The sequence below is a fragment of the Streptomyces sp. KL2 genome (assembly GCF_046529545.1).
GTDB classification, from domain to species: domain Bacteria; phylum Actinomycetota; class Actinomycetes; order Streptomycetales; family Streptomycetaceae; genus Streptomyces; species Streptomyces radiopugnans.
In genome coordinates, this window is the sequence record NZ_CP127170.1 from 2182730 (window position 1) to 2196118 (window position 13389).

11 protein-coding genes and 1 pseudogene are annotated in these 13389 nt (G+C 74.5%); 4 read left to right on the forward strand and 8 right to left on the reverse strand.

Annotation, left to right across the window (positions count from 1 at the left end; all coding sequences use genetic code 11):
• Positions 1-74 precede the first annotated feature (74 nt).
• The 4 genes from QPK52_RS09735 to QPK52_RS09750 all read right to left on the reverse strand — a co-directional run bounded on the left by QPK52_RS09735 (position 75) and on the right by QPK52_RS09750 (position 4529).
• Entirely contained in the window at positions 75-1559 is a 1485-nt protein-coding gene (locus tag QPK52_RS09735; RefSeq protein ID WP_410540272.1) for an aldehyde dehydrogenase family protein, read from the reverse strand.
• A gap of 351 nt (positions 1560-1910) precedes the next feature.
• Entirely contained in the window at positions 1911-2900 is a 990-nt protein-coding gene (locus QPK52_RS09740) for a malate dehydrogenase (protein WP_410536945.1), read from the reverse strand.
• A 260-nt stretch (positions 2901-3160) separates the two neighbouring features.
• Positions 3161-3667 (reverse strand): DUF3017 domain-containing protein, encoded by a 507-nt coding sequence (locus QPK52_RS09745; protein ID WP_410536946.1) that lies wholly within the window; start codon positions 3665-3667, stop codon positions 3161-3163.
• Positions 3657-4529 (reverse strand): bifunctional methylenetetrahydrofolate dehydrogenase/methenyltetrahydrofolate cyclohydrolase, encoded by an 873-nt coding sequence (locus QPK52_RS09750; RefSeq protein ID WP_410536948.1) that lies wholly within the window; start codon positions 4527-4529, stop codon positions 3657-3659. The genes QPK52_RS09745 and QPK52_RS09750 overlap by 11 nt, the downstream gene beginning before the upstream one ends.
• 356 nt (positions 4530-4885) lie before the next feature.
• Here QPK52_RS09750 and QPK52_RS09755 point away from each other — a divergent pair, with 356 nt between their 5' ends.
• Positions 4886-5563 carry an RDD family protein gene (locus QPK52_RS09755; RefSeq protein WP_410536950.1) on the forward strand — a complete coding sequence of 226 codons (678 nt, stop codon included), beginning with the start codon at positions 4886-4888 and terminating at the stop codon, positions 5561-5563.
• Between the two features lie 239 nt (positions 5564-5802).
• Positions 5803-6375 (forward strand): hypothetical protein, encoded by a 573-nt coding sequence (locus QPK52_RS09760; protein WP_410536952.1) that lies wholly within the window; start codon positions 5803-5805, stop codon positions 6373-6375.
• Between the two features lie 61 nt (positions 6376-6436).
• Here QPK52_RS09760 and purH read toward each other — a convergent pair whose 3' ends face one another.
• Positions 6437-8014 (reverse strand): bifunctional phosphoribosylaminoimidazolecarboxamide formyltransferase/IMP cyclohydrolase, encoded by a 1578-nt coding sequence (purH, locus tag QPK52_RS09765; protein WP_410536954.1) that lies wholly within the window; start codon positions 8012-8014, stop codon positions 6437-6439.
• A complete protein-coding gene (purN, locus tag QPK52_RS09770) occupies positions 8007-8660 on the reverse strand; it encodes a phosphoribosylglycinamide formyltransferase (RefSeq protein ID WP_410536955.1) in 654 nt (217 codons plus the stop codon). The genes purH and purN overlap by 8 nt, the downstream gene beginning before the upstream one ends.
• A gap of 231 nt (positions 8661-8891) precedes the next feature.
• Between purN and QPK52_RS09775 the strand changes: the two genes are divergently transcribed.
• Entirely contained in the window at positions 8892-9866 is a 975-nt protein-coding gene (locus QPK52_RS09775; RefSeq protein ID WP_410536957.1) for a hypothetical protein, read from the forward strand.
• 75 nt (positions 9867-9941) lie between these two features.
• On the opposite strand, the pseudogene QPK52_RS09780 reads toward QPK52_RS09775, so the two are convergent.
• A pseudogene (locus tag QPK52_RS09780) lies at positions 9942-11326 on the reverse strand (DUF6350 family protein).
• 160 nt (positions 11327-11486) lie between these two features.
• On the opposite strand from QPK52_RS09780, the gene QPK52_RS09785 reads away from it, so the two are divergent.
• The gene (locus tag QPK52_RS09785) at positions 11487-12407 is read left to right on the forward strand and encodes a hypothetical protein (protein ID WP_410536959.1); all 921 of its coding nucleotides are present in this window, start codon (positions 11487-11489) and stop codon (positions 12405-12407) included.
• Between the two features lie 95 nt (positions 12408-12502).
• Here QPK52_RS09785 and sucD read toward each other — a convergent pair whose 3' ends face one another.
• Positions 12503-13387: a succinate--CoA ligase subunit alpha gene (gene sucD / locus QPK52_RS09790; protein ID WP_410536961.1), complete on the reverse strand. Its 885-nt coding sequence runs from the start codon at positions 13385-13387 to the stop codon at positions 12503-12505.
• Between the last annotated feature and the right edge of the window lie 2 nt (positions 13388-13389).

Below are 13389 nucleotides of genomic sequence, written 5' to 3' on the forward strand. Positions count from 1 at the left end.
CCTACAGGGGTGTCGCGTCAGGGGTGCGCGGGAGTGAGCGGGCGCGCGCGGGGGGCGTCCGGGCGCGGGCGGGGTCAGCCAGCGAACCAGCGCACCGGCGCGGGGCGCAGGTTCTCGTAGACGTGCTTGGTCTCGCGGTACTCGTCCAGCCCGGAGGGGCCGAGTTCGCGTCCCACGCCGGAGCGGCCGAAGCCGCCCCACTCCGCCTGCGGCAGGTAGGGGTGGTAGTCGTTGATCCACACGGTGCCGTGGCGCAGCCGGGCGGCGATCCGGCGGGCCCGGGCGGTGTCGGCGGAGAAGACGGCGCCGGCCAGGCCGTACTCGGTGTCGTTGGCCAGGGCCACGGCCTCTTCCTCGGTGCGGAAGGTCTCCACCGTCAGGACCGGGCCGAAGACCTCCTCGCGCACCACGCGCATCGTGCGGTCGCAGCGGTCCAGGACGGTCGGCGGGTAGAAGTAGCCGGTGGCCGGGAGGGTGTCGGAGGGCTCCGGGCGCTCTCCGCCGCAGCGCACGACGGCCCCCTCGGCGACCGCGGAGGCGACGTACTCCTCGGTCCTGTCGAGCTGCTGCTGGGAGACGAGCGGGCCGCACTCGACGCCGGGCTCGGTGCCCCGGCCGAGCCGGATGCGGCGGGCGCGGCGGACGAGTTCGGTGACGAAGCGGTCGTGGACGGACTCCTCCAGGATGAGGCGCCCGCCGGCCGAGCAGACCTGGCCGCTGTGGATGAAGGCGGCGTTGAGGGCCTGGTCGACGGCGGTGTCGAAGCCCTCCTCGGTGGCGCAGGCGTCGGCGAAGACGACGTTGGGGTTCTTGCCGCCCAGTTCCAGGGCGACCTTCTTGACCGTGGCGGCCGCGGCGGCGGCCACCTTGGTGCCGCTGGCCAGGCCGCCGGTGAAGGAGACCAGGTCCACGCCGGGGTGCTCCGAGAGCCGGGCGCCGACCGGGTCGCCCGCGCCGGTGACCAGGCCCGCCACGCCCGCGGGCAGGCCGGCCTCGGCCAGCAGCCGTATCAGGTGGACGGTGGACAGCGGAGTGATCTCGCTGGGCTTGACGACGAAGGTGTTGCCCGCCGCCAGCGCCGGGGCGATCTTCCAGCTCGCCTGGAGCAGCGGGTAGTTCCAGGGGGTGATCAGCGCGCAGACGCCGACCGGTTCGTGGACGACGACGCTGTGCACGTCCGGGCTGCCCGCGTCCACCACGCGTCCGCCGGAGGTGCCCACGGCCTGGTCGGCGAAGTATCGGAAGGCGGCGGTGACGTCGTCGACGTCGACGCGGCCCTCCTCGACGGTCTTGCCGGTGTCCATGGACTCGGTGAGCGCGAGCTGCTCGCGGTCCCGCTGGAGGAGGTCGGCGGTGCGCCGCAGCAGCGCCGCCCGCTCGGCGACGGGGGTGCGGGGCCAGACGCCGGTGTCGAAGGCGCGGCGGGCGGCCTCGACGGCGGCGTCGGCATCCTCGGCGCCGCCCTCGGAGACGACCGCGAGCACCGTCGCGTCGGCGGGATCGAGGACCTCCCTGGTTCTTCCGGAGAGGGAGGGGCGCCACTCCCCGTCGATGTGCATGGTCTCGATTGCCGACACGTTCCGTACTGCCTTCCTCGCATGGTGCTGTTGCCGCCCGGCGGCCCGAGCGACCCGGTCCCATGCCCCATACCGAGGAATTCATTCTTTTAATCCAAGTCAAGTGGCGCGCTTCACACAGGAAACCATGATCACTTGGTCTCTATTTAAATGGATTTAAGGTGATGGCGGGATATGGAGGGCATTGCGGGCACTACATGGCGCACCCGGGCGGGCACGGGGAGCGGCCCGGTGCGGGAACGCCGAAGGCCCCCGGCTGCGGGAGCCGGGGGCCTTCGGTGCGCAGGCGCTCCGGAGCGGGTCCGGAACGGGATCGATCGGGGCGGGGCCGGATCAGATGAGGCCGAGACCGCGGACGGCCTCGCGCTCCTCCTCCAGCTCCTTCACGGAGGCGTCGATGCGCGCCCGCGAGAACTCGTTGATCTCCAGACCCCGGACGATCTCGTACCTCCCGCCGGAGCAGGTGACCGGGAAGGAGGAGATCAGGCCCTCGGGGACGCCGTAGGAGCCGTCCGAGGGGATGCCCATGGAGGTCCAGTCGCCCTCCGGGGTGCCGTTGACCCAGGTGTGGATGTGGTCGATGGCGGCGTTGGCGGCCGAGGCGGCCGAGGAGGCGCCGCGGGCCTCGATGATGGCGGCGCCACGCTTGGCGACGGTCGGGATGAAGTCCTCGGCCAGCCACTTCTCGTCGTTCACGGCCTCGGCGGCGTTCTTGCCCGCGACCTCGGCGTGGAAGACGTCCGGGTACTGGGTGGCCGAGTGGTTGCCCCAGATGGTGAGGCGGCGGATCTCCGACACCGGGGTGCCGGTCTTCTTCGCGAGCTGCGACAGGGCCCGGTTGTGGTCCAGGCGGGTCATGGCGGTGAAGCGCTCGGCCGGTACGTCCGGAGCGGCGGCCTGGGCGATCAGGGCGTTGGTGTTGGCCGGGTTGCCCACGACCAGGACCTTGATGTCGTCCGCGGCGTGGTCGTTGATGGCCTTGCCCTGCGGCTTGAAGATACCGCCGTTGGCCTCCAGCAGGTCGCCGCGCTCCATGCCCTTGGTGCGCGGGCGGGCGCCGACCAGGAGGGCGACGTTGGCGCCGTCGAACGCCTTGTTCGGGTCGTCGGTGATCTCGATGCCGCTGAGCAGCGGGAAGGCGCAGTCGTCCAGCTCCATCGCGGTGCCCTCGGCGGCCTTGAGACCCTGCGGGATCTCCAGGAGGCGCAGCGCGACCGGCACGTCCGGGCCCAGCAGCTGGCCGGAGGCGATGCGGAACAGCAGCGCGTAGCCGATCTGGCCGGCGGCGCCGGTGACGGTGACATTGACGGGAGTGCGGGTCATGGCGGTCTCCGTTTACCTGACAGTGGCGGCTGGGTCTCCAACGTATCTCTACGTCAAGAGACCTGGCGTCAGGCTATCCGACGGCCCCACATCGGGGGGCAGCCGCCCGCCGGAGGGGGGAGCGGCGGGCGGCTGCGGGGGACGTACCGCACCCGTGGGGGGTACGGCATCCGCATGCCCCGGATTCCCGCCGTCATGCCGTCATGCCGTCCGGAACCGGCCGGATCACGCCGCGCGGCGGCGGGCGGTTTCCGGCCCGTTCAGCGGATCGTGAAGTGGACGATGTCCTCCAGGAAGGGGATCTCCAGCACGGGCGCGGGCTGCGCCATCAGCGCCAGCAGCACGATGGCGGTGCCCAGCACGCCGTACGTCACCACGTCCGTGAAGCGGGAGCGCACCGCGAGCATCCCCACCGACGGCACCGCCCAGCGCAGCACGGCGCCGGCGAGCACGGACAGGCCGACGGTCAGCAGGCCCGCACGGAAGTGGCCGAGCGTCACCAGCAGGCCGGCGGCCGTCCCGGTCAGCACGCACAGCAGCGGCCACTGCCGCGCGGGCGCGGGGGCGTCCCCGGGGGCCGCCCGCCCGCCCCCCTCGGGGCGGGCGGTGTCACGGGTGATCAGCGGGAACCGCCGGGAGGGACGCCGGCGGGCGCCGTCGGCCTGCCCGGCCTGCCCGGCCTGCCCGCTGCCCCCGGCCCCTCCGGCTTCCACGGCGCCTTCGGCCTCCCCTGCCTTCCCCGTCCCCGTCCCCGTCTCAGCCGACACGGTCCGCACCCGCGGCGCGCTCCGCCGCCTCCACCACGTTGGCCAGCAGCATCGCCCGCGTCATCGGGCCGACGCCGCCCGGGTTCGGCGAGAGCCACCCGGCGACCTGCGCGACGTCCGGGTGCACATCGCCGGCGATCTTCCCCGTCACCGGGTCCCGGCTGACGCCCACGTCCAGCACGGCCGCGCCCGGCCTGATGTGCTCGGGGCGGACCAGATGCGCCGCCCCGGCCGCCGCCACCACGATGTCCGCCCGGCGCAGGTGCTCCCCCAGGTCCCGGGTGCCGGTGTGGCACAGGGTCACCGTGGCGTTCTCCGAGCGGCGGGTGAGCAGCAGCCCGATGGAGCGGCCGACTGTGATGCCGCGGCCGACGACGGCCACGTCCGCCCCGTCGATCTCCACCTTGTGGCGGCGCAGCAGCTCGACGATGCCGTTGGGGGTGCACGGCAGCGGGGCCCGCTCGTTGAGCACCAGGCGGCCGAGGTTCGTCGGGTGGAGCCCGTCGGCGTCCTTGGCCGGGTCCATCAGCTCCAGGACGCGGTTGGTGTCGATCCCGCGCGGCAGCGGGAGCTGCACGATGTAGCCGGTGCAGGCCGGGTCCTCGTTGAGTTCGCGGACGACCGCCTCGATGTCCTCCTGGGAGGCGGTGCCGGGCAGCTCGCGCTGGATGGAGGCGATGCCCACCTGGGCGCAGTCGCGGTGCTTGCCCGCGACGTACTTCTGGCTGCCGACGTCGTCACCGACCAGGAGCGTTCCCAGGCCGGGCTGGATGCCGCGCGCCCTCAGGGCTTCTACGCGGGCGGCGAGTTCGGTCTTGATCGCGGCTGCGGTGGCCTTGCCGTCGAGAATCTGGGCGGTCATGGGGCCATCCTCCCGGATACGGAGGCCCGGTCTCCAATCGCGTCCGCACCGCGCGGCACCTCCGGCACGGAGAGCGACCGGAGCGTCGCGGAACGCCTCGCCCCCGGTGCGGCGGGGCCGGGCGTTGCGGATTCGCCACAGTCCCCTGCCTTGTCTGGACAGCGTCATCCTCGCCCACCAGCATGGTCGCGGGTGCCGTGCCCGCAGGGGCCGACGGGTGCGGCGCACGGGGGAGGCACGCTCATGTACGACCCGTTCCTCGCGCAGCGGAGCTGCGGGGGCGCCGCGGTGTTCCTCCGGACGCCCCCCTGGACATCCCCTCGGCCCCGACCCGTCCGCTCGTAAGGAAGACGCTCATGAGCTACCCGCAGCAGCCCGGCGGCCGGCCGCAGGACCCCTACGGCCAGCAGCCTCCGCAGCCCGGCTACGGCTACGGCTACCCGCAGCAGGGTGTGCCGCCGCAGGGCGCGTACCCCCAGCAGCCGCAGTACCCCCAGCAGCCCGGCGGGGCGTACGCCCCCTACCCCCAGCAGCCCGGATACGGCGGCACGCCGCCGTACGCGAGCTGGGGCGCCCGGGTCGGCGCGACCCTGCTGGACGGCCTGATCGCCGGCCTGGTGCCGATGATCCTGATCGGCATCGGCTACGCGCAGTTCCTCGGAGCGATCATCGACGCGGCCGACGGCTGCCCGATCGGTGACACGATCTGCGCGCAGAACGCGGCCGAGGTGCCCGGCAGCACCTGGCCGCTGATCGTCATCGGCATCCTGCTCTCCCTGGCCGGCCAGCTCTGGCTGACCCACCAGGAGGGCAAGACCGGGCAGACCCCGGGCAAGAAGGCCCTGAAGATCAGTGTGCTGCGGGAGGCCGACGGGCAGCCGCTCGGCTTCGGCATGGCCTTCGTGCGGAGGCTGGCGCACTTCCTGGACGGCGCGGCCTGCTACATCGGTTATCTGTGGCCGCTGTGGGACGACAAGAAGCAGACCTTCGCCGACAAGGTGATCAACAGCGTCGTCGTGAAGCAGCAGCGGTAGCCCCGGGCGATCCGGCCCGGTGGATCCCCACCCGTACCGGCGGTCCCCGCAACGGCCGGGGGATGCACGGGCCGGTACGGGGAAGGGTGGTCTTGAGGGAGTGGCGCGGCCCGCCCGGCGGGCGTCGCGCAAGGGCGCAGGCATCGGGGGCCGCACCGCGGGGGCCGCGGTGCGGCCCCTCGGCGTCCGGTCGCCGCACAGACCGTCCGGAGGAACCGGAGGAACCGGAGGAAAACGCCATGAGCAGCTCCGACCCGAACACCCCGAACGACCCCTACCGGAAGAACCCGTACGACCGGCCCCCAGGAGGACAGCCGGGCGGCCCGCCGGCCGGGCACTACGGCCCCTTCGGCGGCGCCGAGGAGCACCCGCTGGCTCCGCCGCCCGGCCCGTTGGGCTCCCCCGGCGGGCCGCCCGGGGCGATGCCGCGCAAGGTCGGCTCGTCCCGGATGATCTTCTTCATCACCGGCGGGATCCAGGCCCTCTTCTCACTGCTGGCGATCATCACCTTCGCCGCGGCCGAGGAGGACCTTGAGGAGACCTACGGCGACCTCGGCGTGAGCACCGGCATCTACTACGCGATGTTCGTCTTCTTCCTGCTCCACGCGATCGCCGGCATCGTGCTGGCCGTGAAGTTCCCGCAGGGAGGCAACGGACTGCGGATCGCGGGCATCGCCTGGTCGGCCGTCCTGGTGCTGATCGGCCTGGCCACGCTGCCGCTCGGACTGCTGTGGCTGGTGCTCGGCATCGTCTGCATCGTGCTGCTGTCCTCCGCCGAGTCGGCGGCCTGGTTCAACCGCCCGCGGGCCTGACCCGGCCCGCGCGCGCCGCAGGCCGCGCCCCCTCCGGGGCGCGGCCTGACGCGCGTCCACCTCAGTGGAAGAAGTGCCGGGTGCCCGTGAAGTACATCGTCACACCCGCCGCCTTCGCGGCCTCGACCACCTGCTCGTCGCGGACCGAGCCGCCGGGCTGGACGACCGCCCGCACGCCCGCGTCCGCCAGGACCTGGAAGCCGTCGGGGAAGGGGAAGAAGGCGTCGGAGGCCGCGTAGGAGCCGCGCGCCCGCTCCTCGCCGGCGCGCTGGACGGCGAGTTTGGCGGAGTCCACCCGGTTGACCTGGCCCATGCCGACGCCGACGGTGGCGCCGTCCCTGGCCAGCAGGATCGCGTTGGACTTCACCGCCCGGCAGGCGCGCCAGGCGAAGGCCAGCTCGGCCAGCTCCGCCGCGTCCAGCGCCTCGCCGGTGGCGAGCGTCCAGGCGGCGGGGTCGTCGCCGTCGGCCTGGAGGCGGTCGGCGACCTGGAGCAGCGCGCCGCCGTCGACCGGCTTGTGCTCCAGGCGGGCGGCCGGGGCCTCGGGGCAGCGCAGCACGCGGATGTTCTTCTTGCGGGCCAGCACCTCCACCGCGCCGTCCTCGTAGTCCGGGGCCACGATGACCTCGGTGAAGATCTCGGCGACCTGCTCGGCCATGGCGACGGAGACGGGGCGGTTGACCGCGATCACGCCGCCGAAGGCGGACAGCGGGTCGCAGGCGTGGGCCTTGCGGTGGGCCTCGGCGACATCCGCGCCGACGGCGATGCCGCAGGGGTTGGCGTGCTTGATGATCGCCACGCACGGCTCGGTGTGGTCGTGGGCGGCCCGGCGCGCGGCCTCGGTGTCCGTGTAGTTGTTGTAGGACATCTCCTTGCCGTGCAGCTGCTCGGCGTCGGCCAGGCCGCCGGTGCCGTCGCTGTAGAGGGCGGCGGCCTGGTGCGGGTTCTCGCCGTAGCGCAGCACGTTCGAACGCCGGTAGGCGGTGCCGAGGAACTCGGGGAAGCCGGAGTCGTCGGCCGGGGCGTAGTCGTCCGCGAACCAGGAGGCGACGGCCACGTCGTAGGCCGCGGTGTGCGCGAACGCCTCGGCGGCCAGGCGCCGGCGGGCGGCGAGGTCGAAGCCGCCGCCCGCGACGGCCTCCAGCACCTCGCCGTAGCGGCCGGGGTTGACGACGACGGCCACGGACGGGTGGTTCTTGGCGGCGGCGCGGACCATCGACGGACCGCCGATGTCGATCTGCTCCACGCACTCGTCCGGGGAGGCGCCGGAGGCGACGGTCTCCCGGAAGGGGTAGAGGTTGACGACGACGAGGTCGAAGGGCTCCACGTCCAGCTCGTCGAGCTGCCGGCGGTGGTCCTCCAGGCGCAGGTCGGCCAGGATGCCGGCGTGCACGCGCGGGTGGAGGGTCTTCACCCGGCCGTCCAGGCACTCGGGGAAGCCGGTCAGCTCCTCGACCCGGGTGACCTCCACGCCCGCGGCGGCGATCCGCGCGGCCGTCGAGCCGGTGGAGACGAGCTTGACGCCCGCCGCGTCCAGGCCGCGGGCCAGCTCCTCCAGGCCCGTCTTGTCGTAGACGCTGACCAGCGCGCGGCGGACGGGCCGCCTGGTGGCCTCGGTGGTCTCGGAGCCTTCAGTCATGACCGAGAATGACCTTTCTTGCCTCGATGCGGTAGCCGTGGCGGGCGATGCGTCGCACCGTGTCGACGAGCAGCCGCCGCTCGACTTCCTTGATCCGCTCGTGGAGCGTGGATTCGTCGTCCTCCTCCCGCACCTCGACCACGCCCTGGGCGATGATCGGGCCGGTGTCGACGCCGTCGTCGACGAAGTGGACGGTGCACCCGGTGACCTTCACGCCGTACGCGAGCGCGTCGCGCACACCGTGGGCGCCGGGAAAGCTGGGGAGCAGGGCGGGGTGGGTGTTGACGAAGCGCCCGCCGAACCGGGCGAGGAACTCCTTGCCCACGATCTTCATGAAGCCGGCGGAGACCACCAGATCGGGCTCGTACGCCGCCACCGCCTCGGTCAGCGCGCGGTCCCAGGCGTCCCGGGTGCCGTGGTCGCGCACGCGGCAGACGAAGGTGGGCAGCCCGGCGCGCTCGGCGCGCTCCAGCCCGGCGATGCCGCCGCGGTCGGCCCCGACGGCGACGATCTCGGCGCCGAAGGCGTCCGGCCGCTCCTCGGCGACGGCGTCGAGGAGGGCCTGGAGGTTCGTACCCGAACCCGATACGAGCACCACGACGCGGGCCGGGGAGTGGGCGGCGAAGGAACGGGAAGCGGAAGCCACGACGAGGCTCTTCTCGGATCTCTCGATGGGACGGTGCGGCTTTGTACGGTCGTACGAATCCATGGGGCGGACGAATCCGGGGAACCCTACGAAGCGGCCGACCGTCAGCAACGATACCGGCACACCGGGCAGCCCCCTCGGGACGGGGGGACGGCCGCCCGGTAGCGTCTGGGCCACACATCGGCGAACGGCCCGGGGCCGGGACGACATCTAGGGGAAGACACAGAGCACATGACGGACCGACGACGCCGCGCGGCCCCTGAGAACTCGACCGGGATCCCGACCGGTACCGCCCCGGGCCCGCTCCGGTGGCGGCCTCCCTCCGGTCCGTCCTCCTCTCCCGGCCGGCTCTCCCGCGGACTGCTCTCCGACGGACTGCTCTCCCGCGGCCGGGAGGACGACAACCCCTTCGCCGCGCCCCCCGAGGGACGCCCCGAGCAGCCCTGGAGCCCGCGCGGGTCCCAGGGAGCGGATTCGTCCGGCTCATCCGGCTCCTCCGGTTCGTCCGACTCGCCGGACTCCCCGCGGGGCGACGGGAACGGCGACCGGCCGGAGGGCTCCTCGCCCGACTGGGGCAGCCGGTGGAGCAGCCGCCAGCCGGGCCGCCAGAGCGGCGGCTTCGGCAGCGGCGGCCGTCCGGAGCAGGGCGGCGGACCCGGCGGCGGGCCCGGCGGCATGCGCTGGGACCCGACCGACCCGGTCCAGCGCCGGGCCCGGTACGCCCTGGTCATCGGCGGCTGGGGGCTGATCTTCGCCTTCTTCGGCTTCCCCTGGCTTGCGGTGCCGCTGGGCGCGCTGGCTGTTTACTGGGGCATCGGTGCCATCCGCGGCAAGCCGGGCACCGGCGGCGGCGCGGGCGGCGGCACCGGCTCCGGCGCGGAGACCGGCCGGGCGGCCGCACGGCCCGAGGACGTGGCCGGCGCCGACCGCTCCACCGCGCCCGAGCCCGGCGCGGGCCGGGCGCCCGGCCCCTCCCGCCCGGAGGCCGGCCGCTCGGGCCGGCCCCAGCTCGCGGCGGCGGTGACCGGGCTGGTCACGGGGATCCTCGCGCTGGTGATCATCGCGGCGCAGTTCACCGTCCAGCTCGTCTACCGCGACTACTTCGTCTGCGTCGAGGACGCCCTCACCACCTCCTCCCGCGAGGCGTGCGAACGGCATCTGCCCGAGGAGCTGCGCCCGCTGTTCGGCGACCCCGGGCAGGAGTGAGACCGGACAGGAGAGTGAGGCCGGGCGCGGCCGCCACGGCCGCGGGGCCGCGGGAGGCTTCGCGGCCGGCGCAGGTCAGCGCCCGCGGGCCGGGCGCAGCCGCCAGGACCGCAGGGCCATGGCCGCCGGCGCCCCCAGGGCGGCCGTCCAGCCCAGCGCCGCGGCCCCGGTGAGCCGCCAGTCCGGGCCGAGGTGGGCCAGTTCCCCCGTGCCCAGCGGGCCGCCCGCGCACGCGGCCAGCACCGCCATCGCCGCGCCGCAGCCGCAGGCGGCCAGCACCGCCGCGCAGGCGGTCGCCCGTCCGTCCAGCGCCGCGAGGCCTCCCTGGCGGGCACGGCCGCGCGCGCCACGCACCACGCGGCGAGCAGCCCGCCCGCCAGCGGGACCGGGGCCGCCGCGGCCCAGGCCGCGGCGGTGCCCGGCCCCTCGGCCGGTACGGCGGCCAGCAGCGGGAAGTCCGGCAGCGGCGGCAGGCCGGCCACGGCCGAGGGCCGCACCACGCTGTCCCCGCCGAGCGTGAACCCGGGGCCGAGGCCGTACGCCGCGCCCCAGACGGCCGCGTTGGGCGTCAGCGCCAGGGCGAGCAGCAGGACCGCCGCCAGCCCCGACGTGGTCGGGGCCGGCGGCTCCGGCGGCGGGAAGGCGGCCCGCTGGGCGGTGGCGACATGCCAGAGCAGGGCGCCCGCCGCCAGCAACGCGCCCCCGGCGCACAGCGCCGCGGTCGCCGCGGCGGCGCCGCGCAGGGCGGCCGACGCTCCGGCGCGGGTGAGCGCCGGCCGCTCCGTCCGCCGCCGCACCCGGCGCGGGAGCGGCGGCGGGGTCTCGGGCAGCGGCCGCCCGAGGCCCGTCCACGTTCCCGCGGCCGCCGCCGCGGCCACCACGACGGGCAGGCGCAGCGCGGCTCCCAGCGGATCGACCCGGATGGGGCCGGAGGCCGCGTAGACGGTGACGAGCGCCGCGACCAGCAGATACCCCGCGATGATCCAGCCCGTGGCACGCCATGCCGCGCCCGCGTCCCCCGCCCCGGAACTCCCGCCGGAACCCGCACCGGGACCGCCGGGTACACCGGCGGGGGCGTACGCGGGGACGCGGGCGGAGGCAGGCCCCCGGGCCGCGCCGCGGGCCGTGCGGTGGAGCAGCCACACCGGCACGGCGCACAGCAGCAGGGGCACCAGCCCGACCGGCGCGGGGGAACCGCTGAGGGTTTCGGTGCGGACGAGGGGGGCACCGTGTGCCACCAGCCAGAGGTCGGCGGCGATGCGCAGCGCGCCGTCGGGGCCGTCGTCGGGGTGGGGCGAGGTGATCCACAGCAGCATGACGAGGACGGCGATCCCGCCCAGGCCCAGGCCCGCTGCCATCACACCGTCGAGAAGACGGTCACGGGGAGGGACCGGCGCATGACGGACGAGCACGAGGGCATGCGGGGGCGGTGGGGAGGGCGACGCGTCGCGGCGGGTCATCGGATGCACGCCGACATGCTGCCAACAACGCCCGATTCGTCCGGGGAGCAGGGAAACAGTCGATGTGTCGCACACAGTACGCTATGCAGTTTTTTCATACAGTGCGGCGGTATGGCACCCATACCGCCGCAATCATGACGACCCGTAGGGGGCGGCCAGCATGACCGAGACACTCTCCGTTCCCGCACCCGCCGAGGGCGCGGCCCCGGAAACCGCCGCGGACGTGAAGCCCGCCGCCGGGCCGCCGTCCGGGCTCGCGGAGGCCGCGGACCACCCCCGCCCGGCGGCGGCGGACGGACCGGCCGAGGCGTTCGACCTGCTCTACGAGCGCCTGGCGCGGCCGCTGCTGCGCCAGGCGTATCTGCTCACCGGCGACCGGAAGCTGGCCGTACGGGCCGTGCGCCACGCCTTCCGGCAGGCGTGGGAGCGGTGGCCCGAGGTCGCCGTGGACCGGGACCCGGCCGGCTGGGTGCGGACGGCGGCGTACGACCACGCGCTCTCGCCCTGGCACCGGCTGGACCCCCGCCGCCGCGCGGCCCGGAGGGGCGGAACGGGAAAGGACGGGCCGGGGAGGGGCGGGCCAAACGGGAGCGGTGGAGGGCTGCCGCCGGAAGCCCTGCTGGACCTGCCGCCCTCCTACCGCCGCACGCTGCTCCTGCACGACGGTCTCGGGCTGGGGCTGTCGGAGACGGCCGCCGAGAGCGAGGCCAGCACCGCCGCCACGGCCGCACGGCTGATGCACGCGCGCGAGGCGCTGGCCGAGTACGTGCCGGTCCTGCGCCGTGTCGCACCGGCCCGGCGCAGGGAGATCATCCGCTCCCTGCTGGAGGAGCTGGCGGACGCCGAGCCCCTGCCGGAGCTCCCGTCCGCAGGCACGGCGCGCGACGGCAGCGAGCGGACGGTCCGGCTGCGGACGGGCGCGTCCTTCGGGGCCACCGCGCTGGTGGCCGCGGCGGCGCTGCTGGCCTCGCTGGGCGGACCCCAGGCGCACGACTCCGCGCGGCAGGCGCCGCAGAAGACCGGGACCCCGGCCGTGTCCGAGTCCTCCCCGGACGGGCGGGGGGACCGGGCGGCCGGCTGAGGACGGCCCGGGACCTGGCGGAGGTCGCGCGGACGGCGCGGGCCCGCGCCCCTTGGAGGGGTGCGGGCCCGCGCCGTCCGGCGTCGTGCGCCGTGTCAGCCGGCGAGCAGTTCGCGCGCCAGACGGGCGGTCTCGGACGGCGTCTTGCCGACCTTCACGCCCGCGGCCTCCAGGGCCTCCTTCTTCGCCTGGGCGGTGCCGGAGGAGCCGGAGACGATGGCGCCGGCGTGGCCCATGGTCTTGCCCTCGGGGGCGGTGAAGCCCGCGACGTAGCCGACGACCGGCTTGGTGACGTTGGCCTTGATGAAGTCCGCGGCCCGCTCCTCGGCGTCGCCGCCGATCTCGCCGATCATCACGATCAGGTCGGTGTCGGGGTCGGCCTCGAACGCCTTGAGGGCGTCGATGTGGGTGGTGCCGATGATCGGGTCGCCGCCGATGCCGACACAGGTCGAGAAGCCGAGGTCGCGCAGCTCGTACATCATCTGGTACGTCAGCGTGCCGGACTTCGAGACCAGGCCGATGCGGCCCGGCTTGGTGATGTCGGCCGGGATGATGCCCGCGTTGGACTGGCCGGGGGTGATCAGGCCGGGGCAGTTCGGGCCGATGATGCGGGTCTTGTTGCCCTTGGAGCCCGCGTAGGCCCAGAACTCGGCGGTGTCGTGGACGGCGATGCCCTCGGTGATCACCACGGCGAGCGGGATCTCGGCGTCGATCGCCTCGATGACCGCGCCCTTGGTGAACTTCTCCGGGACGAAGACGACGGTGACGTCGGCGCCGGTGGCCTCCATGGCCTCCTTGACCGTGCCGAAGACGGGCACCTCGGTGCCGTCGAAGTCGACGGTCGTGCCCGCCTTGCGCGGGTTGACGCCGCCGACGATGTTGGTGCCGGAGGCCAGCATGCGCCGGGTGTGCTTCTGGCCCTCGGAGCCGGTCATCCCCTGGACGATGACCTTGCTTTCCTTGGTGAGGAAGATAGCCATTG

Bases quoted from the DNA above. Each gene is read 5' to 3' on its own strand.
- QPK52_RS09785 (WP_410536959.1), top strand. From the start codon at position 11,487: ATGACCGAGACACTCTCCGTTCCCGCACCCGCCGAGGGCGCGGCCCCG.
- QPK52_RS09760 (WP_410536952.1), top strand. From the start codon at position 5,803: ATGAGCAGCTCCGACCCGAACACCCCGAACGACCCCTACCGGAAGAAC.
- purH (WP_410536954.1), bottom strand. From the start codon at position 8,014: ATGACTGAAGGCTCCGAGACCACCGAGGCCACCAGGCGGCCCGTCCGC.
- sucD (WP_410536961.1), bottom strand. From the start codon at position 13,387: ATGGCTATCTTCCTCACCAAGGAAAGCAAGGTCATCGTCCAGGGGATG.
- QPK52_RS09735 (WP_410540272.1), bottom strand. From the start codon at position 1,559: ATGCACATCGACGGGGAGTGGCGCCCCTCCCTCTCCGGAAGAACCAGG.
- QPK52_RS09740 (WP_410536945.1), bottom strand. From the start codon at position 2,900: ATGACCCGCACTCCCGTCAATGTCACCGTCACCGGCGCCGCCGGCCAG.
- QPK52_RS09775 (WP_410536957.1), top strand. From the start codon at position 8,892: ATGACGGACCGACGACGCCGCGCGGCCCCTGAGAACTCGACCGGGATC.
- QPK52_RS09750 (WP_410536948.1), bottom strand. From the start codon at position 4,529: ATGACCGCCCAGATTCTCGACGGCAAGGCCACCGCAGCCGCGATCAAG.
- QPK52_RS09755 (WP_410536950.1), top strand. From the start codon at position 4,886: ATGAGCTACCCGCAGCAGCCCGGCGGCCGGCCGCAGGACCCCTACGGC.